Annotated in this window: 16 protein-coding genes; all 16 read right to left on the bottom strand. The window is 68.0% G+C overall.

Features of this window, described 5'->3' with window-relative positions; translation table 11 throughout:
- A partial coding sequence (locus Q392_RS19295) for a transposase (protein WP_038211147.1) occupies nt 1–159 on the bottom strand: 159 nt, incomplete at its 3' end.
- 348 nt (nt 160–507) lie between these two features.
- Nucleotides 508–1731 (bottom strand): DUF1173 family protein, encoded by a 1224-nt coding sequence (locus Q392_RS19290; protein ID WP_038211145.1) that lies wholly within the window; start codon nt 1729–1731, stop codon nt 508–510.
- A gap of 5 nt (nt 1732–1736) precedes the next feature.
- A complete protein-coding gene (locus Q392_RS19285; protein WP_245610760.1) occupies nt 1737–2582 on the bottom strand; it encodes a site-specific integrase in 846 nt (281 codons plus the stop codon).
- Nucleotides 2583–3241: 659 nt separating this feature from the next.
- The gene (locus tag Q392_RS19280) at nt 3242–4231 is read right to left on the bottom strand and encodes a branched-chain amino acid ABC transporter permease (protein WP_084217213.1); all 990 of its coding nucleotides are present in this window, start codon (nt 4229–4231) and stop codon (nt 3242–3244) included.
- Nucleotides 4232–4322: 91 nt separating this feature from the next.
- Nucleotides 4323–5204 (bottom strand): branched-chain amino acid ABC transporter permease, encoded by an 882-nt coding sequence (locus Q392_RS19275; RefSeq protein WP_038211140.1) that lies wholly within the window; start codon nt 5202–5204, stop codon nt 4323–4325.
- A 9-nt stretch (nt 5205–5213) separates the two neighbouring features.
- Entirely contained in the window at nt 5214–5921 is a 708-nt protein-coding gene (locus tag Q392_RS19270; protein ID WP_038211133.1) for an ABC transporter ATP-binding protein, read from the bottom strand.
- Nucleotides 5911–6651, bottom strand: coding sequence for an ABC transporter ATP-binding protein (locus tag Q392_RS19265; RefSeq protein ID WP_038211187.1), 741 nt, complete (start codon nt 6649–6651; stop codon nt 5911–5913). The genes Q392_RS19270 and Q392_RS19265 overlap by 11 nt, the downstream gene beginning before the upstream one ends.
- Before the next feature lie 130 nt (nt 6652–6781).
- The gene (locus Q392_RS19260) at nt 6782–7750 is read right to left on the bottom strand and encodes a D-2-hydroxyacid dehydrogenase family protein (protein WP_038211125.1); all 969 of its coding nucleotides are present in this window, start codon (nt 7748–7750) and stop codon (nt 6782–6784) included.
- Between the two features lie 4 nt (nt 7751–7754).
- Nucleotides 7755–8486 (bottom strand): SDR family NAD(P)-dependent oxidoreductase, encoded by a 732-nt coding sequence (locus Q392_RS19255; protein WP_051953767.1) that lies wholly within the window; start codon nt 8484–8486, stop codon nt 7755–7757.
- 46 nt (nt 8487–8532) lie between these two features.
- Nucleotides 8533–10014, bottom strand: a complete 1482-nt coding sequence (locus tag Q392_RS19250; RefSeq protein WP_038211185.1) for an aldehyde dehydrogenase — start codon at nt 10012–10014, stop codon at nt 8533–8535.
- Between the two features lie 65 nt (nt 10015–10079).
- Entirely contained in the window at nt 10080–11330 is a 1251-nt protein-coding gene (locus Q392_RS19245; RefSeq protein ID WP_084217209.1) for an ABC transporter substrate-binding protein, read from the bottom strand.
- A gap of 231 nt (nt 11331–11561) precedes the next feature.
- Entirely contained in the window at nt 11562–12725 is a 1164-nt protein-coding gene (locus Q392_RS19240; RefSeq protein WP_245610759.1) for a PQQ-dependent sugar dehydrogenase, read from the bottom strand.
- A gap of 263 nt (nt 12726–12988) precedes the next feature.
- Nucleotides 12989–14194 (bottom strand): 3-oxoadipyl-CoA thiolase, encoded by a 1206-nt coding sequence (gene pcaF / locus Q392_RS19235; RefSeq protein WP_038211166.1) that lies wholly within the window; start codon nt 14192–14194, stop codon nt 12989–12991.
- A 5-nt stretch (nt 14195–14199) separates the two neighbouring features.
- Entirely contained in the window at nt 14200–16260 is a 2061-nt protein-coding gene (locus Q392_RS19230; protein WP_051953766.1) for a 3-hydroxyacyl-CoA dehydrogenase NAD-binding domain-containing protein, read from the bottom strand.
- Nucleotides 16261–16272: 12 nt separating this feature from the next.
- Nucleotides 16273–18447: an acetate--CoA ligase family protein gene (locus Q392_RS19225; RefSeq protein WP_051953765.1), complete on the bottom strand. Its 2175-nt coding sequence runs from the start codon at nt 18445–18447 to the stop codon at nt 16273–16275.
- 5 nt (nt 18448–18452) lie between these two features.
- Nucleotides 18453–19247 (bottom strand): enoyl-CoA hydratase/isomerase family protein, encoded by a 795-nt coding sequence (locus Q392_RS19220; protein ID WP_038211121.1) that lies wholly within the window; start codon nt 19245–19247, stop codon nt 18453–18455.
- Nucleotide 19248: the final 1 nt, after the last annotated feature.

Raw genomic sequence — 19248 nt, 5'->3', positions numbered from 1 at the left:
GGCCGAGGCAACACCGCGCCTGGACCAGTTTCCCACCGTGGCCACCGGCACGCCCAGGCGCCGCGCTGCCTCGTGGCCGCCCACCGAGGCCGCCAGCCTGACGGCCTCGGCCTTGAATTCCTCTGTGTACTGCCTCTTGGGCAGCCTGCCTTCTTTCATCTCGATTCTCCGTACCTTTGAAGTTTCCAACTTCTTGCTGTACGTGAAATCTAGGCAGGGTCATGCGAGTCAAGACCATGATGCCGGGCCGGATCTTGCCTCCCGTGGGAATACGGGCCGAGGATTGGCCCAACAGCGAGGGCAAAGCGAGCGGTCCGCCTTGCACCGAAACGACAGCATTCGTCATGTGGCGCTCCTTCATGAACAGTCCAAATCGACGATTCATGGTCGCGCAGCATCAGACGCGTTCAAGCCCTTGGTCGCTGCGCGTACCACGGTGCAGGACCTCCCCGGCCGGCTCGGGCAGCCCGCCCGTTTCAGCGCCCACCCGCAGTTCGCGCCAATGGATCAGGAAGCCAAAGCCGGCAGCTCGGGCATGGGCTGGTCCATCCGCCACGCCCAGGCACCCGCAGTCGCAATCGCCCTCTCCTTGGCTGCCCGCTCCTTCGCGCCAGCGAACGGACTGAGGATGTGCAGGGGGATGGGTTGCGGGCCAGCATCCAGCAGCAGGACGCTCGGAAACACTGCGGTGTGCAAGGCGTCGTAGCGCAGAGGCTTGAGAAACCTCCGCTGTCGCGACACCAGTTCATCCAGCAAGGGCGACTCGTGGATGCCCTCCAGCGGAATCCAGTTCGCGCTGACCAGCATCAGGCTGGCCGTATCGATCTCGTAGGTGAACTCGCGGCGCGCGCGAATCAAGGCGGCCATCATGAGACGGACGCGATGCCCGCTGTCGGCATCGCGAGCCTCGAGCATTGGCGCGTGCACGCGGGCCATCTGCTCCCAGCTCCGTGCCGGCATCAACAGGGGTGTGTCGGGCATGTGCCGAATCCAGATGCGACACGCATGGTCGGTCCGATCGCATGCCTTGAACTCCCCCACGACCAGGGCCAAGGGTGCCTGTCCGTCATGGGGTTGCAGGATCGCAAGCTTCTCTCTGCGGCGCTTTGCGATGTCGGCCTTCGCGCCTTCACTGAACGGCTCCGGGACATAGAGTCGGTCGGCCAGAGGAATCCCCTTGACCTCGATCTCCGAGGCTGCGGCGACAAGATACTTGTGCAATACCCCCTGGTTGCGGCGACCTGCCATCGCCGGCGTCCAGCGATTGAAGCCGGCGCGCTCAAAGAGAAAGTGCATCACTGCGCGCAGCGACATGCGCCGGCGCGGCACCGCGATCTCCGATGAAGGGGCTGCTTCTCCGCGAGCGACGGATGGCCCCGCCATGCGAGTCCACGGAAAGTTCACACGCAGCTCGGTCCGACCGGGCTCGGGCTCCAGCACCGCGTCACCAACCAACTCCCCCAGCCCCGAGAAGGCACCCTCGGGCTCGTACGACGGGCAGGACGGATGGTGGTCTCCGCCGGTCTCCGGCATGCGCTTGACCACGTATCGTCGATGCCGGGCGACATACATCTCGACGCCGCCCGGCACGCACAGGCAACGCGGCCGCTCCGCGGTATCGTGGATCGCGGCAAGCAACTCCTGCAGGCCGGGATCACTGGCCATGAAGACGCCGCCTCGGATGGCGAAGCGCTGCCCCTCGGACTCGGTCTCGTAGACGTCTTCGCTCATCGCCGCTATACCAGATCGCGTGTCAGCTCATCCAGTGTGGGCTGGCGGCGGGGGAATTGCTCTCGCACGGCGCTGCGCTCCGCAATACCCAGGAGCAAGCCGACCTGCAGTTCGTCCGCCCCCCGGGTGTACAGCCGATCGGCCACGGTGTGCCGTGCCGTGAGCGCGGTGACGCTGTCGAGCTCCGCGTACCGTAGCAGCTTGCGGTACGTTTCCTGGATTCCCCTGCAGCGAAACCGTCGCTGACCGGCCTCCCCATAGGGCACGATCTCGAAGCCCCTGCCGCTGCTCGATAGGAACAGCCGGCTCGAAGGGTCCAGGCCACGGAACTGGCCCTCCACACCCAGCCCCGCCCGGCGCCGAACCCGCTCTGCCAGATACGCATCCAGCGCGTCGTCCAGCCTGCCACTTCGGAAGTAGAGCGGGCGCGCGCGGCAGGTGATGGCCACCTCTGCGCGCATCAGCGAGAGACGGCGCACGCTGCCGGTGACGTCCAGGTAGTCCTGCACCTCGAGCCGCGCGATCTCCAGCGGCCGGGCGCCGATCGCGAAGAGCATGTAGTACAGGGCGAGATCCTCCAGCGGCTGCTGGCTGCGCCGCCGGATCCGCTGCGCACCCGCGGCGATTTCGTCCTCGTTCAGGATGCGGATGCTCCGTGCGGTGGCTGCGGCGGGAGGTTCCAGACTTTCAAGCGCAGTGTGCAGCGCTTCGCGATGGAGGCGCAGCCTCCGCACGAATGCAGCCCCATTGATGTTCAGACCATCGACGCTGGCAATGCCGGCAAGGTGGATGGCCACCGTCTTGATGCGCCGCTCGACAGCCGTGCGCGTGACATCGTGAGCGGCGGCCACGACGTCGTACGTCGCACCGTCCAATACAGCGCGGAGCATTGCCACAGACACATCCCAGGACGGCAGCGCGCATCTAGGATCGTCGGAGAGTCCTTGCTCTTGCACGTCCGCGCGCCCCTTTCATTGCGAGTCATGGCATGTGCGCATGCTGTAGGAACTCCCATGTCCGCGCCAGCCGAAATCGCATTGGATTTGGGGGCATTTCGGCATCGCATCCGATGCAACGCGGGGCGATCGCTATCGCTTGATACAGGAGCCGTGCGACATGCCGTCGCGCGCGTGCTGCAATCGCTTGTTCGATGGCCGTGAAGCGCCGAGCTGCAGGCGCCATCGCCGCATGACCACCGGGCCCGCTCGCCCCTTCCGAATCCTCCGGCCAGAAGACGCGTCATGACCCGCGGTTTGACCTCGACGCGCGCGCCCCCCATCGATCTGAGAGGACGAGAACACGGAGGCAAGGCTCGGGCGCTGAGAGGCGTTGGCGTCACCTGACCATACTCGCTGAGGCTCGTCCTCGGAAGCCAGTTTTCTTCGATGACATCCATCCGATCGGCTGATAAATTCCAGCGGCGGACCGGGTGCCTAGTGCCGACTTGAGCCCTGCGGACGTCGCTTAGGCTTGGGAGGATGGGGCGGCCGAGACCGGAACCTCTCGCCTGCTATGCGCCATCTCCATGCCTCAACCCCTCCCCGCGGCCACCGCGCACGGAGGGCCTCCAGCGCCTGGCGGCCTCGGCCGCAGCCTTGACCTCGCCCACCAGTCCCCGTTGAAAGGCCATGACGCAGGCCACGAAGATCGTCCCGATCACCACCGGGATGGGAAGCGACGAACTGGCCAGGTACTGCTCTAGGCTGGTCACCACGGCGGCGCCAACGATGGGCCCCAGCATCGTGCCCACGCCACCCAGCACGATCATCAGGATGGGCTCACCCGACATCTGCCAGGTCACGTCGGTCAGCGACGCGAGTTGGAACACCATCGCCTTCAGTGCGCCCGCCAGCCCGGCGAAACCCGCGGAGGCGATGAACGCGCCGAGCTTGTAGCGCTCGGCACGGTAGCCGAGCGAAACCGCCCGGACCTCGTTCTCCCGGATGGCCATCAAGATGTTCCCGAAAGGCGAGTAGACGATCTTCCAGACCAGCAGGAACGCTAGCATGCAGACCGTTGCCACGAAGACGTAGAGGCTGCCGGTCTCCTCCAGTGAGATCAGACCGAACAGCGCGCCGCGCGGGATGGCCTGCAGCCCGTCCTCGCCTCCGGTGAACGGCGCCTGCACGAAGAAGAAGTACACGAGCTGCGAGAGCGCCAAGGTGATCATGGAGAAATAGATCCCCAGCCGGCGGATCGCCAACAGTCCAACGATGGCTCCGAGGCCGCTCGCGAACAGCACCGAAGCCACGAGGCCCAGCTCGGGTGTCAATCCCTGCTCCTTGGTCAGCCAGCCGAAGATGTAGGCGGCGCCGCCAAAGAACATCGCGTGTCCGAACGACAGCAGACCGACGTACCCCAGCAGGAGGTTGACGGAGAGGGCGTAGACCGCGAAGCACATGACCTTCATCAGGAACACCGGGTACACGAAGGCCGGCAGCACCGCCAGTGCCACGATCGCGAGCGCCACGCTCAGCAGGAAGGTCTTGTTGGAAGTCATCGAGCACCCCAGGAAATGATTGCCTATTCGAACGGAGCGGCCGGCGGTCGATCTGTCGGCCGGGCCACGCCTTTGAACCTACGATGCCGCCTCACTGGCGGCCGAACAGGCCGGTCGGCCGCAGCAGCAGGACCAGTGCCATGATCAGGAACACCACCACCCCGGCCGCCTCTGGATAGAAGATCCTGGCCACGCCCTCGCACAGGCCAAGCAGATACCCGGCGGCGATCGCGCCGAGCATCGAACCCATGCCACCGATCACGACGATGGCGAAGACCACGATGATCATGTGCTGCCCCATCAGGGGGCTGACCTGGTAGATCGGCGCGGCCAGCGTCCCCGCCAGGGCCGCGAGCCCGGCCCCCAGCGTGTAGGTGAAGGTGATGAGCAGCGGCACGTTAATCCCGATCGCCTGTACCAATGTCGGGTTCGCGTTGGCGGCGCGGAGCTTGGCACCGAACGTGGTCTTCTCGATCATGGACCAGGTGCCGATGCACACGGCCAGCGAGGCGACCACGACCCAGGCGCGGTAGTAGGGCAGCACCATGAAGCCCAGGTCGAAGGCGCCGCGGAAGGCCTCGGGCATCGGATAGGGCTTGCCCGAGGTGCCGTAGAAATGCCGGAAGGAGCCCTCCACGATCAGTGCCAGCCCGAAGGTGAGCAGCAACCCGTAGAGCGGGTCCTTGCCCTGCAAGCGCGCCAAGAACACGCGTTCCAGCAGCACCCCGAAGGCGCCGACGATCAACGGTGAGAGAACCAAGGCGATCCCGTAGGGGACACCCAGCTCCGTCAGCAGCCACCACGCCACGAAGGCGCCGAGCATGTAGAGCGCGCCGTGGGCGAAGTTGATCACCCGCAACATGCCGAAGATCAGCGCCAGGCCGAGGCTCAGCAGGGCGTAGAAGGAGCCGTTGATGAGCCCGACCAGCAGCTGACCGGAGACCATCTGGGGCGTCAGTTCAAACACGTTCATACGTCGACCTCAGAGGCTCAGCAGCCGGTTCAGCTGCTCTTTGCGCGCAGCCACGGCGGACTGCGGAAACTCGTCGATGACCCGCCCCTCCTCCATGACGTAGAAGTGGTCCGCGAGCTTGCTGACAAAGCGAAAGTTCTGCTCGACGAGGACGATCGTCTTCCCGCGGGACTTCAGCTCCTGGATCAGCGCCCTGATGCGTTGCACGATGACCGGCGCGAGTCCCTCGGTGAGCTCGTCCATCAGCAGGATGTCGGCGCCCGAGCCCAGCGCACGCGCGATCGCGAGCATCTGCTGTTCGCCACCCGAGAGCTTGGTTCCCTCGCTCGTGAGCCGCTCGGCGAGGTTCGGAAACAGCGCATGGATGTCGGCATCCGACATTCCGCCGCCCCCGACCTTCGGGGGAAGCCGCAAGTTCTCCTGGACCGTGAGCCCCGCGAAGATCCCTCGCTCCTCCGGCACGTAGCCGATGCCCAGCGATGCCATGTGGTGCAGCGGCATCCGCATGACGTCGCGTCCGCGCACACGGATCGCGCCGCTGCGCCGGCGCACGATCCCCATGATGGCGCGCAGTGTCGTCGTCTTGCCGGCGCCGTTGCGTCCGAGCAGCGCCACGGTGGCCCCCGGAGGGACCCGCAACCCCACGCCGTGCAAGACCTTGCTTTCGCCGTACCAGGCGTCGAGCTCGGCGATCTCGATGGCCGCGTCACTCGTCATCTTCGTTCCCCATGTAGGCCAGGCGAACCTGCGGATCGGCGCTGACGGCGTCGTAGCTGCCCTCGGCGATGATCTCGCCGCGCTGCAGCACCGAGATGCGGTCGCAGATCCGCGCCACGACATTGAGGTTGTGCTCGATCATCACGACGGTGCGGCCGGCTGCCATCGTCTTGATGAGCGAGCCGATCGGCTCGATGTCCTCGTGCGCCAGGCCGGCCATCGGCTCGTCGAGCAGCATCACGGCCGGGTCCAGCGCGAAGGTCGTGGCCAGTTCGAGCGCACGCTTGCGGCCGTACGGCAGCTCCACCGCCTGGCGCTCAGCGAACTTGCCCAAGCCGACGGTCGCGATCAGTTCGTCGGCGCGATCGTCCAAGCGGTTCAACGACCGCATCGGCAGCCAGAACTGCGTCGCCAGGCCGGCGCGCCGCTGCAGCGCGATGCGCAGGTTGTCGCGCACCGTCATGTGGGGAAACAGCGCCGAGATCTGGAATGAGCGCACGATGCCGAGCCTGGCAACGTCCGCCGGGCTCAGGGTGGTGATATCCCGCCCGTGGAAGAAGATGCGGCCCTTCGTCGGCAGCAAGGTCTTCGTGAGCAGGTTGAAGACGGTCGTCTTTCCCGCACCGTTGGGACCGATCAGGCCGTGGATGGTCTCCCCCTTCACCGACAGGTTCACTTCATGGACGGCCGAGATCAGGCCGAAGGACTTGCAAAGGCCCTCGGCGCGGATCGCGTAGGCCGGCTCGGCCTGTTGGACCCCGGCGTGTTGCGCTGAGGCTGTTGGTGCTTCTGGAAGCAAGCTGTCTCCTTTCTGTTGGCTCCGTGTCCCCGAAGCGCCTGTGCGTTCGTCTTGCGTTCGCTCACCCCTGCAGCGGACGGATCATGCGGCCCCCCAGCCACGCGTCGATGGCCTCGACCACTTGGGGGAAATAGACGCCGAAGGCGTCGCGCGTGGCGTATCCGAGGTGGGGCGTCAAGATCGTGCGAGGCGCTTTCAGGATCGGCGCATCCGGCGGCAGCGGCTCGCGCTCGAAGACGTCGATCGCCGCACCGCCGATCCGGCCGTCATGCAGGGCCGACACCAGCGCATCCATGTCGACGAGGCCAGCGCGCGCGGTGTTGATCAAGAGGGCATCGCGCTTCATCCAAGACAGCTCTCTGGCGCCGACGACACCGCGCGTGCGCTCGGACAGCACCAGGTGCAGGCTGACCACGTCGGCGCGAGTGAACAGCGCTCGCTTGTCGACGCGCTCGCAATGGAGGCCGACCGCACGCTCCTGCGTGAGGTTCTCGCTCCAGGCGATGGTGTGCATGCCCAGCATCCGGCCGTAGCCGGCGACCTGCGCGCCGAGCTTGCCGAGCCCGACGATGCCCAGCGTCTTGCCCTGGAGCGAACTGCCAACCACGGTCTGCCACCGCCCGGCACGCACCGCTCGGTCCTCGGCGACGATCTGGCGCGACAGGGCGATCATGAGCCCCAGAGCCAGCTCGGCCGTGGAACTCGCCGAATCCGTCCCGCAGACCACGATGCCGCGCTCGCGCGCCGCCTCGAGGTCGATCGCAAGGTTGCGAACACCGGTCGTGAAGACGGCCCTGAGCTTGGGCAGACGCTCGATCAGCGCCCGTCCCAGGGCGGTGCGCTCGCGCATCAGCACCACGGCATCGTAGGAAGCGAGGCGCTCGGCGACTGCTTCGCCCTCCACATGGTCGCCGTAGAAGTCGACGTCCGCGCGGTCTCTGACTGCCCCCCAATCGGCGAGCTCGCCCGCCACGCCGTGAAAGTCGTCAAGCACCGCGATCCGCGGCCGTCCGGAGGTAGGGGTTGCCATCGGGTCAGGGCTTCATGTAGATGGCCGTCCCGCCGGCCATGTTGCGTCCGGCCGGGCTGGCCAGGAACTGCACGAGGTCGGCGATGTCCTCGGGCTCGCCCAGCTTGCCACCGGGGTAGCCCTGCGCCGCCCGCTGCATGTGCTCCTGCGAGACCGAGCGGCGCGCGTGCGCGGTATCGACCACGCCCGGAGACACGGCGTGCACATGCACCCCCAGCGGGCACACCTCCTGATGGAGCGTGTTCGTGATGCTGTTGATCGCGGCCTTGATGGCGCAGTACGGCACCTGGTTCGCGACGCCCCGCACCGCCATGCCGGAAGTCATGTTGATCACGATGCCCTCGCCGCGCGCGATCATGCCCTTCAGCACGGCGCGGGTGGAAAGGAACACCCCGGTGAGGTTGACGTCGAGCATGCGGCGCCAGTCGTCCGCCGCGATGTCCACGAGATGGCCCGCGATGTTCCAAACCGCGTTGTTGATCAGCACGTCAACGCGGCCGAACTCGGCGTCCGCGAAGGCGACCATCGCATCGACCTGGTCCTCTCGGCTCACATCGCACGGCACCGCTCGCGCGTTCGGCCCCAACGCGGCCACGGCGGCGTGCAGCTTGTCGCTGTTGATGTCCGCGCACACGACGCGGGCGCCCTCCGCGACCATACGGCGCGCGATCGCGTGGCCGATGCCGTCGGCCGCGCCGGTAATGAGAAAGACTTTGTCCTGGACCGAGACGTTCACGTTTACCTCTGTGAGAAAGTTGGCATGTCCTGCGCGGCGCGTCCCGCTACCCGCCCATCACGAAGGGGTTCTTCCGCTTGGGTTGGGTCGTGACCCAGATGCTTTTGGTCTGCAGGTATTCCTTGATCGCGTCGATACCGCCCTCGCGCCCGATGCCGCTGCGCTTGTAGCCGCCGAACGGCGTGGTGAAGCTGGTCGCCCGGTAGTTGTTGACCCACACGGTGCCGGCCTGCAGCCGGTCCGCAGTCCACATCGCCCGATGGAGATCGCGCGTCCAGACCGCGCCGGCCAGGCCGAACTGCACGTCGTTGGCGATGCGCACCGCCTCCTCTTCGTCCTTGAACCGCAGCACCGACAGCACCGGGCCGAATACCTCTTCCTGCGCGATCCGCATCGACGGCAGCACGTCGACGAAGATCGTAGGCGCGACGAACTGCCCCTGGCCGAAGCCTTCGCCGGTCAGCGCGCCGCCGCCGGCGATGCAGCGTGCACCCTCCGAAGTCGCAATGTCGATGTACGAGAGGATCTTGTCGAACTGCGGGCGCGTCGCGATCGGCCCGATCTGCGTCTGCGCATCGCGGGGATCGCCGATGCGGGCATCCTCCACCACGGCGCGCAACCGGGCCACGAACGCGTCATGGATGCTGTCCTGGAGCAGCAGCCTGGAGCCCGCCATGCAGGTCTGCCCCGCTGCGGAGAAGATGCCGGCGACCGCGCCCATCACCGCCTGCTCCATGTCCGCGTCGTCGTAGACGATGTTGGCCGACTTGCCCCCGAGTTCGAGCGTGACCTTCTTGAGGTCTGAGGCGACGATCTCGTTGATCCTCTGGCCCGCCGCGTCCCCTCCGGTGAAGGCCACCTTGGCCACGCGGCGGTGGCGCACCAAGGGCTCGCCGACCTCCGCGCCGTAGCCCGTGACCACGTTCACCACACCGGGCGGCAGGCCGGCCTCGCCACAGAGCCGCGCGAACTCCAGCAGCGACGCCGACGTGAACTCGGAGGGCTTGATGACGACGACGTTGCCCGCAGCCAGCGCGGGCGCCACCTTCCAAGACGTCAAGGTCAGTGGCGAGTTCCAGGGCGTGATCGCGGCGATGACGCCCAGTGGCTCGTACTTCACGAGGTTGAGGGTCTCCGGATTCGGCATCGGAACGACCTGGCCCGTCACCTTGTCCGCCAGTCCCGCGTAGTAGTAGAACCATTGCGCCGCGCCACGCGCCTGGTTGAGCACTTCGGTGATCAGCTTGCCGTTGTCGCGCTGCTCGATGCGTCCGATGTGCTCGGCGTTGGCCTCCAGCAGCGCCGCCAGCTGCCGCAGGATCGCGCCGCGCTGCGTGGCCGACATGCGCGGCCACGGCCCGCTGGCGAACGCCTGGTGGGCGGCCTCGACCGCAGCGTCGACGTCGGCAGCCCCGCCGCGCGGAATCTGACACCAGGCGTCACCGCTGAATGGGTCGGTGCTGTCGAGCCATGCGCCGCTTGCGGGATCGACCCACTCGCCGTTGATGTAAAGCTGGTAGCGCTGCATCATGCGTCCTTGCAAGCTGCCGCCATCGGCGCGCAGCCCTTCGTTGACTGGTCAGGCCTCGGCATTCAGCTGCGCTTTTGGCCGGCGACGGCGGGACACTCCGACGTTTCGGGCGCACCGTAGGCCTCGATCCCGGGAATGGTCGCGAGGAGGTCGTAGTAGTCCCACTCCTCCTTCGCCTGCGCCTTCGGCTTGATGCGCACCAGGTACATCTCGTGCACGTGAAGGCCATCGGCACGCACATGGCCATCCCGCGCGAACATGTCGTTGACCGGCATACGCTTCATCTGGTCGATCACGGCAGTGCCGGTGTCTGCGTTGGCGGCTTCGGCTGCCTTGAGGTACGACAGAACGGCGGAATAGGTTCCTGCATGGTTCTGGGAGGGCATCAGCCCGACGCGCTTGTAGAAGCGCCGCGACCAGTCCGTGCGCTCCTTGCCCAGGCTCCATTCGAACGCGGAGCCCTTGAGGAGGCCCTCGACGTTCTCCTGGCCCAGCGAATGGATTTCGTTGGAGTGCAGGATGAGCGTCGCGAGGCGCTGCTTGCCCTGGCGGCCGATACCGAACTCCTGGGCCTGCTTCGTCGCGTTCACCGTGTCGGCACCGGTGTTCGCCAGCGCGATGACGTCGGCACCGGACGCCTGTGCGCGCAGCAGCAGCGCCGAGAAGTCGGTGGTGTTGAGCGGATGGCGAACCCGCCCCATCACCTGGCCGCCGAACTTCTGCACGAGTGCGGTTGTGTCGGCCTCCAGCGCATGGCCGAAGGCATAGTCGACGGTGATGAAGAACCACTTCTTCGCCCCCTGGTCGACCAGCGCCTTGGTCAGCGCGCCGGCCTGGGCGCGCGTGTTGAAGGTCCACAGGACCGAATTGGGAGAGCACGAGGCGCCGACCAGTGCCGGGCTGCCGGAGGAGGTCACGAGCGTTGCCTTGTTGGCGCGTCGGGCCACCTCATTCACCGCCAACGCGACCGAGGAGCCCACCAGGTCTGTCACCACGTCCACGCCGTCCTCGTCGAACCAGCGCCGGGCAGCCGCCGCGGCGATGTCGGGCTTGTTCTGGTGGTCCGCCACCACCACCGTGACGGGCTTGCCCCGCACCTTGCCGCCGAAGTCCTCGACCGCCATCCTGGCGGCCTCGACCGAGCCTTTGCCCGTGGAGTCCGCGAATGGACCGGACATGTCGGTGAGGACGCCGATCTTCACGCCATCACCCGTGATGTCCGCGCGCGCCGCCGGCGCGAGCACGAGATTCGCCGTCAGCGCCGCAAGGGCCATGAGTGCCGCAAAGGGAGCGGTCAGCAGCTTGTCTTTCATGTCGTCTCCTTCTGTAGGTCTTGTTAGGTGGCATCGAGTATTGCTACCTGTAACTCGTCTTCACAAGGCAGCAATTCCATTGCATGGAACACCTTCCGGAGTACCCGCCCGGCGGGACATCCGGGCCCTGGAGGCGCCCCATGGAGCGGATGCACGTCGGCCTGCCTTTGCCGGCGACTCAATGCCGTGAGGAAGAAGCCGCACGCCGTCCAATGGAAGGCTCATGGCCTCTCACGGCCGCGATCGCGGCGTCAAGCGCAGCAGCCGCGCCTCGTTCGAGTCCTCGAGGAGCCAGATGGCACCGTCGCGGGCCACCGCGACATCGCGGATGCGGTGCCCCATGTCCCAGCGATCGGCCTCGCGCGCCCGGCCGTCATCATCGAACGCGATGCGCACGAGCGCCTGGGCGCGAAGGCCGCCGATGAGGGCCGAGCCGTTGAAGTCGGGAAATGCCTGTCCGGCATAGAAGGCGAGGCCTGCCGGCGCAATCACCGGGTTCCAGTAGATGCGCGGCGCCTCGAACTCCGGCCGGGTGCTGTGGTTTGGGATGGGCGTGCCGTCGTAGTTGTCCCCGTTCGAGACCAAGGGCCAGCCATAGTTGAGGCCCGGCCGAATGAGATTGAGTTCGTCTCCGCCCAAGGGGCCCATCTCGTGCAGCCACAGGCGCCCATCGGGTGCGAACGCAAGTCCATAGGGGTTGCGGTGGCCCGTGGTCCATGTCTGGGCCCGCACGCCGCCTTGACTGGCCAAAGGGTTGTCGTTGGGCACGCTGCCATCGAGATTCAGCCGAAGCACTTTGCCGAGTGCCTGGTCGGGATCCTGGGCCGTGGCGGGCCGCATCCTGTCGCCAGACGTCAGGAAGAGGTGCCTCCCGTCCGGGGAGAAGGCGATGATGCCGCCCGGCTGGCCGCCTGAGCCCTTGGGCAACTGGCGCCAGATCACGCGCAAGCTGTCGAGCCCGACCCTGCCGCTATTCTCGCCCAGGCGTGCCAGCGCGAGTGCCAGGCCGCTGCCTTGGGTACCAGGTTCTGCATACGTCAGATAGACTGATCGATCGCGATCGAACTGCGGCGAGACGGCAACATCCAGCAAGCCGTTCTGGCCCACGTTCGCAACCTGTGGCACACCGTCCACCTGGCGCTTCGCACCGGACTGCGTCACCAGGAAGAGCCGCCCGGCCTTCTCGGTCACGAGCATCCGACCGTCGGGCAGGAAGGCCAGCGCCCAGGGCGAATCGAAGGTCGCGACCGCCGACTCGACGAACGGCTTGGTCGGGTTGGGCGCACGGGAGCCGGCGTTCTGCTGCGCGGTGGCAGGCATCTGGCTGCCGGCCGCCAGGAGCGCTACCGCGGCGATCGCGGCCCTGCGGCTGATCGGAAGACGAGAGGACTGCACGCACATCCTTGATGGGCCCGCGCTCACGCACAGGAACGATCGGTGGAGGAATGGGTGGCAAGCCGCAGTGCGGAGCGGGAGCGCCCGCCCTGAGAGGGGCCTGCTGGCTGTCGATGCTCGCGGTGCGTCGCCCCTTTGCCAAGGCCTATTCGCCGCAAAGGCTATGAAGGCAACCTTATCAATGGCGGGCAGCGGTGCCACGCGTCACGCCGCGGACGCGTGGCGGTTGTCCGCGCCACCGATGCGGTGGCGCCAGATGACCCTCAGCAGCGCTCGATGACCAGCGCGATGCCCTGTCCGACCCCGATGCACATGGTGCACAGGGCGTAGCGCCCACCGGACTGCCCCAGCTGCTCGACCGCCGTGGTGACGAGGCGCGCGCCGCTCGCCCCCAGCGGATGGCCGAGCGCGATGGCTCCGCCGTTGGGATTGACGCGTGGATCGTCGTCGCGAACGCCCAGCTCGCGCAGCACGGCCAGCGCCTGCGAAGCAAATGCCTCGTTGAGTTCAATCACGTCCATCTGGTCCAGGCTGAGGCCCGTCAACGCCAACACCTTGCGGGTCGCCGGCGCGGGTCCAATGCCCATGATGCGCGGCGGCACGCCGGCGGCTGCCATGCCCAGGACACGCGCGCGCGGCGTGAGGCCATGGCGCGCGGCGGTAGCCTCGTCGGCAAGCAGCAGCGCGCAGGCGCCGTCGTTCACTCCGGACGCATTGCCCGCGGTCACGGTGCCGTCCGGACGGACCACGCCCCTGAGCTTCGCCAGCGCTTCGATCGTGGTGGCGCGCGGGTGCTCGTCCTGGGCGACGAGAACGGGTTCGCCCTTTCGCTGCGGGACCGCGACCGGCACGATCTCCCGGGCCAGGCGCCCGCTCGCCTGCGCCGCGAGCGCCTTGGCCTGGCTGGCCGCCGCGAAGCGATCCTGGTCCTCGCGGGAGATGCGGTAGTCGACCGCCACGTTCTCCGCCGTCTGAGGCATCGAATCCACGCCGTGAGCCGCCCTCATCGCCGGATTGATGAAACGCCAGCCGATGGTGGTGTCTTCCAGACTGGCCGTTCGCGCGAACGCCTGCTCGGCCTTGCCCATCACGAATGGCGCACGGCTCATGCTCTCGACGCCGCCCGCTACCATCAGGCCGGCGTCGCCGCTGCGGATCGCGCGCGCAGCCGTTCCGACAGCGTCCAGGCCCGAGCCACACAGGCGGTTCACCGTGCTGCCGGGCACCTCGACCGGCCAGCCGGCGAGCAGCGCGGCCATGCGCGCGACATTGCGGTTGTCTTCGCCGGCCTGGTTGGCGCACCCGAGAATCACATCGCTGACTGCCTGCCAGTCCACCGCTGGGTTGCGTTCCCGCAAGGCGCGTAGCGGCACTGCGGCGAGATCGTCGGCACGAACCGACGCCAGGCTACCGCCGTAGCGGCCGAAGGGGGTGCGAATGGCATCGCAAATGAAAGCATGTCGGGTCATCGTGTTCATCCCTGCTTGGGGTCCAGAAGTACGTCGGGGTCGCCGGCCTTGAAGCCTGACCCGCTGAGCCCCGCCAGCCAGACAAGCTCTTGGCGCAGCGCTTCGCGCCCTCGCTGACGTGCCCACCAGACGGGGCCGCCCTGCCAGCGCGGGAAGCCATAGCCGTTGACCAGCACCAGGTCGACGTCGGCCGTCTGGAAGGCCACCCCCTCGGCCACGAGCAATGCCGCCTCGTTGACCATCGACAGCAGCGCTCGGCGCTGGACCTCCTCCGCGGCTAGGCTTCGGCGCACAAGGCCTTTCGCGCGGCTTGCCTCGTCGATCAGCGCGTGCACCGCCGCGTCGACCTGCGGACGCGCACCGCCTTCGGGATACGCGTAGTAGCCCAGACCTGTCTTGCGCCCCAGGCGGCCCCGCTCGCACAACCGATCCGGAATCTCCACGTAGCGTGCTGCCGGATCGCGGCGCGCGGCCTGCGCCTGGCGCATCCGCCAGGCGATGTCCAGGCCGGACATGTCGGCGACGGCGAAGGGCCCCATCGCGAAGCCCCAGGCCTCGAGCGCCGCGTCCACATCACGCGGGTAGGCACCCTCCTCCAGCATGAACTCGCACTGCCGCCGGTAGGCCGCATAGATCCGGTTGCCGATGAAACCGAACGCGTTGCGCGTGAGCACCGGCAGCTTGCCCATCCGTTTGGTCAGCTGTACGCCGGTCGCCAGCGCCTGCGCGGAGGATTTCGCGCCGCCCACGACCTCGACCAGGCGCATCACCTGGGCAGGACTGAAGAAGTGCAATCCGATGACGTCCTGCGGACGCCCCGTGGCCGCGGCGATGGCATCCAGATCGAGGTAGGACGTGTTCGAAGCCAGCACAGCGCCAGGTCGCGCCACGCCGTCGAGTCGCTCGAAGACCGTGCGCTTGATGGCCAAGTCTTCGAACACGGCCTCGATGATCAGGTCGGCCTCCCTGATCCGCGCCCAGTCCAGGGTCGGCGCCATCCGCTGCTCACAATCGGCCGCCCGCTCCTTCGCGAGCTTGCCGGCGGCCACGCGCGATGCGTAGTGCTTGTTCACACGATCGGTACCGCGCTGCAGGGCATCGGCGTCCTGCTCCACCAGCAGCACCTGGCAGCCGGCGTCGAGCGCGGCGATCGCGATGCCGGAGCCCATGGTGCCCGCGCCGATGACGGCCACGCTGTGCACGGCCTTCGGGTCCGTGCCCTCGAGGGGTGCGGGCCGGGCAGACTGCCGCTCGGCGAAGAAGAGGTGGCGAAGAGCGAACGCATCGGGCGCCACGCGCAGGGCTTGGAAGGCCTCCCGCTCCTGGTACAGCCCCTCATCGAAGTCCCTCGCGCCCGTCGAGCGGACCGCCACGATGGCTGCGGCGACGTTCGGCCGGTTCCTCCCGGCCTTCAGGGCCCTGGTGGCCGCCTCCTCGAAGGCCGCCGCGTCATCGGCCGGCACCGGCAGATCGCGCACCCGGCGCTTGGCGCCCATCTCGCTCGCGTAGCGCAGGGCTGCTGTGCGCAGGTCGGCGTCAACGACCGCGTCAATGATTCCCGAGACCAACGCCTCCGCGGCGCCGACACGCTCGCCACTACAGATCATTTTCAGAGCGCGGGGTCGGCCCACCAGGCGCGGCAGGCGTTGCGTGCCGCCCGCCCCCGGGATGATCCCCAGCGTGACCTCCGGCAGCCCCACGACGGTCCCTCGCAGCGCGACGCGCGCATCGCAGCCCAGCGCCAACTCGAAGCCACCGCCGAGCGCCGCACCGTGCAACGCCGCGACGATGGGCTTGCCGCACCGCTCGATCGCCTCGATCACGGCCGGCAGCTGTGGATCCTGCAGGGGCTGGCCGAACTCCCGCAGGTCGGAGCCTGCGACAAAGGTATTGCCGGCGCCCATGATCACCGCCGCGCGGATCTCGCTGTCGGCTTCCGCCTGCGCGACGGCGTCCACCAGGCCGGCCCGCACGGGTGCCGACCCGGCGTTGATCGGAGGGTTGTCGATCAGGATCAGCAGGACCTCACCCTCGCGCTCGCAGCGCACCACCGGGGATTGGCTCATCGCGGCCTGCCTTCAGGCGAACGCCGGCTGTGCCGAGGGGACGGAGCCGCTGGCCTCCCCCGTCTCGGCGGGCGCCAGCACCACGACGCCGTCGGCTGCGCGGACCCCCTTCCCTTCCGGGAGCACGAAGAGCGGATTGATCTCGGCCGTCTCCAGCCGTGCACCGAGATGCCCGGCCATGCGGGAGAACGCGACGACCGCGTCGATCAACGCCTCAACGTCGGCCTTGGGCCGTCCGCGGTAGCCGTCGAGCAAGGGGTAGGTCTTGAGCGCCTGCACCATGGCACGCGCGCCCTCGCGGGTCAGCGCGCCGCCCGCAGGCACCATCCGCAGCACGGTGTCGTTGATCAGTTCGGCGGTCACGCCACCCATGCCCAGCAGCACGGCCGTGCCCAGGGCATCACGGTGCATGCCCAGGATCAGCTCCGTGCCGCTGGACACCATCTCCTGCACGAGGTAGGCGTTCGGAGCGGCACCGGCCTTCTCGCGCACCTCGTCGCGCATCGCCGCCAAGCGCTGGCGCACCTGGTCCGCCGGGACCGCCACGGCGACGCCGCCGACCTCGGTCTTGTGCGTGATCGCGCGCGAGCGGATCTTCAGGACGACCTTGTCGCCGAGCGACTGCGCGGCGCGCTGTGCCTCGTCGCCATCGGCCACGGACACCTCGCGCACCCCGGGAACCCCGAAGCGGGCGAACAGGGACTTCGCCTCGGCCTCGTCGAGCGAGCCGGCCGGCAGATCACCGATGTCGACGGGCGCACCCGCCTCATCGTCGACCTGCTGCACGTTGGCGCCGCTGTCGAGCAAGGCCACCAGCGCGGTCGTGCAGCTCTCGGGCGCCGCGAAGGCCGGCACGCCGCGCTGGTTGAGCAGCGCGGCCACCTCTGGCGCATGCGGGCTCACGTATGCCAGCACCGGCTTGTCCGACCCCGGCAGGCAGTCGTGGATGGCATCGGCCATCAGATCGGGCATCGCCAGCGCCGAGGAACCCACGATCACGACCACGGCGTCGTAGGTTGGACTGGCCAGCAGCGCCCGGATCGCGGCGCGCAACAGGTCGGGCTGCAGGCCCGCGAGCGTCACGTCGATGGGATTGCGGTCCAGCACGGAAGGGCCGCCCGCTTGCAGCTCGCGCAGCAGCTGTGCGGTCGCCGCATCCGGCGGGGGGGCTTCGAAGCCGGCGACCCCCAGGCTGTCGGCGACCAGCGTGCCGGCACCGCCCGTGGAGGTGAGGATGGCCACGCGGCGGCCGCGCAGGCGGCGCCCCGATGCCAGAGCAGCGGGAATGTCCAACAGGTCGGCGAACGTCCCGGCCCGGATGGCACCGACCTCGCGGAACAGGGCGTCGTACATGCGGTCCGCGCCAGCAAGCGCCCCCGTATGCGACGCCGCGGCGCTGGCGCCCGACTCGGAACGGCCGATCTTAAAGACGACGAGGGGTTTGCCTGCGCGCGCGGCCTTCAGGGCCGCGGCACGGAACTTGGCGACATCGCGCACGCCTTCCATGTACAGCGCGATCACCTGAGTCGCGTCATCGTCGGCGAGATGGTCGATGAAGTCCGCCATGTCCAGGTCCACCTCGTTGCTGGTCGAGATGAGCTTGGAGAAACCGATCCCGCGCGCCGCGCCGCGGGACAGCAGCGAACCCAGAATGCCACCGCTTTGCGAGACCACCGCGATCGACCCCCTGGCGAGTTGATCAATTTCCAGCGCGCCGCTGGCCGACAAGGTGATGTGGTCGGTCAGGTTCACGAGCCCGATGGTGTTGGGGCCGAGCAGGCGCATCGGGCCGGCCGCCTCAAGCAATTGCGCCTGGCGCGCCTGGCCCTCTGGGCCGGTCTCGGCGTAGCCGCTGGCCAGGATGATCGCTGCGCTGGTGCCGCGCTGGGCCAGATCCCGCACCGCAAGGTGGGCACGCTCTGCGCCCAGCAGGACGATGGCGACATCCGGTGCCTCGGGCAGCGCGCCCACGTCGGGGTAGCAGGTCAGTCCGGCGATGCTTTGCACCTTCGGGTTGACCGGATAGATCCGGCCCTGAAAGCCGTGCTTCTGCAGATAGGTCACCGGGCGCCCCGAGGTCTTGTTCAGGTCCGCCGAGGCGCCGATGATGGCCACGCTGCGCGGGTTCAGCAGACGGGCGACCCGGTCCGGGCCGGTCGCGGCGCTCGTGGAGTGGATGGCGGTCATGGCGTTCATTCCTTCTTGGCGGACTTGTCGAGGAAGGCGTTGACCGCCTCGCGGTGCTCTTGCGAGCTGTAGCAGATGGCCTGCGCCTGGCTTCCCATGCCGAAGACCTGCTCGGACTGCAGCTCGAAGCTCTGGTTGAGGATGGTCTTGCCCAGCGCCAGGGCGGTGCGCGATCCGACGGTGAGCTCACGCGCCCACGCGACGGCATCGGCGAGCAGGGACTCGGGCGCGCTCAGCCGATCGGCGATGCCGAGTTCGCGCGCCTCGGGCGCCCGCACGGTCCGCCCCGTGAAGATGAGTTCCTTGGCCTTGACCAGCCCCACGCGGCGCGGAAGGAAGTACATGCCCCCACCGTCCGGAATGAGCCCGCGCAGCACGTAGTTCCAGGCGAAGCTGGCGTGCGGCTCGCTGGCGATCACGAAGTCGCAGGCCATCGCGAGGTCCGTGCCGAGGCCGGTGGACGCGCCGTTGACCGCGGCGATGGTCGGCTTGGCCAGGGTGTGCAGGGCCGTGAGCGCGTGATGGGTGCGCTGCTGGCGCGACCAGCCGTTGAAGGCCACTTCGCCGGCAGGCGCCTGCATGCGCTGCTGCATGGCGCGGATGTCGCCACCGGCGCAGAAGGCCTTGCCGTTGCCCGTGAGTACCACGGCGCGCACCGCGTTGTCGCGGCCGAGCTGATCCAGCGCGTCCATCAGTTCGGCGCGCATGTCGTCGTTGATTGCGTTGCGCACGTCCGGGCGGTTGAGGGTCAGGATGCCGACGCCGTCGTCGACGCGCAGTTCGATGTAGGTGGAGGTCATG

The sequence above is a fragment of the Xenophilus azovorans DSM 13620 genome (genome assembly GCF_000745855.1).
GTDB lineage: Bacteria > Pseudomonadota > Gammaproteobacteria > Burkholderiales > Burkholderiaceae_C > Xenophilus > Xenophilus azovorans.
Note: the sequence above shows the minus strand (reverse complement) of the source record. Positions and strands in the feature narration are given on the sequence as shown.

What these genes read in the sequence shown, in the direction of transcription:
- Q392_RS19290 (WP_038211145.1), bottom strand. Translation starts at nt 1,731, where the DNA reads ATGAGCGAAGACGTCTACGAGACCGAGTCCGAGGGGCAGCGCTTCGCC.
- Q392_RS19280 (WP_084217213.1), bottom strand. Translation starts at nt 4,231, where the DNA reads ATGACTTCCAACAAGACCTTCCTGCTGAGCGTGGCGCTCGCGATCGTG.
- Q392_RS19275 (WP_038211140.1), bottom strand. Translation starts at nt 5,204, where the DNA reads ATGAACGTGTTTGAACTGACGCCCCAGATGGTCTCCGGTCAGCTGCTG.
- Q392_RS19270 (WP_038211133.1), bottom strand. Translation starts at nt 5,921, where the DNA reads ATGACGAGTGACGCGGCCATCGAGATCGCCGAGCTCGACGCCTGGTAC.
- Q392_RS19260 (WP_038211125.1), bottom strand. Translation starts at nt 7,750, where the DNA reads ATGGCAACCCCTACCTCCGGACGGCCGCGGATCGCGGTGCTTGACGAC.
- Q392_RS19250 (WP_038211185.1), bottom strand. Translation starts at nt 10,014, where the DNA reads ATGCAGCGCTACCAGCTTTACATCAACGGCGAGTGGGTCGATCCCGCA.
- Q392_RS19245 (WP_084217209.1), bottom strand. Translation starts at nt 11,330, where the DNA reads ATGAAAGACAAGCTGCTGACCGCTCCCTTTGCGGCACTCATGGCCCTT.
- pcaF (WP_038211166.1), bottom strand. Translation starts at nt 14,194, where the DNA reads ATGACCCGACATGCTTTCATTTGCGATGCCATTCGCACCCCCTTCGGC.
- Q392_RS19230 (WP_051953766.1), bottom strand. Translation starts at nt 16,260, where the DNA reads ATGAGCCAATCCCCGGTGGTGCGCTGCGAGCGCGAGGGTGAGGTCCTG.
- Q392_RS19225 (WP_051953765.1), bottom strand. Translation starts at nt 18,447, where the DNA reads ATGACCGCCATCCACTCCACGAGCGCCGCGACCGGCCCGGACCGGGTC.
- Q392_RS19220 (WP_038211121.1), bottom strand. Translation starts at nt 19,247, where the DNA reads ATGACCTCCACCTACATCGAACTGCGCGTCGACGACGGCGTCGGCATC.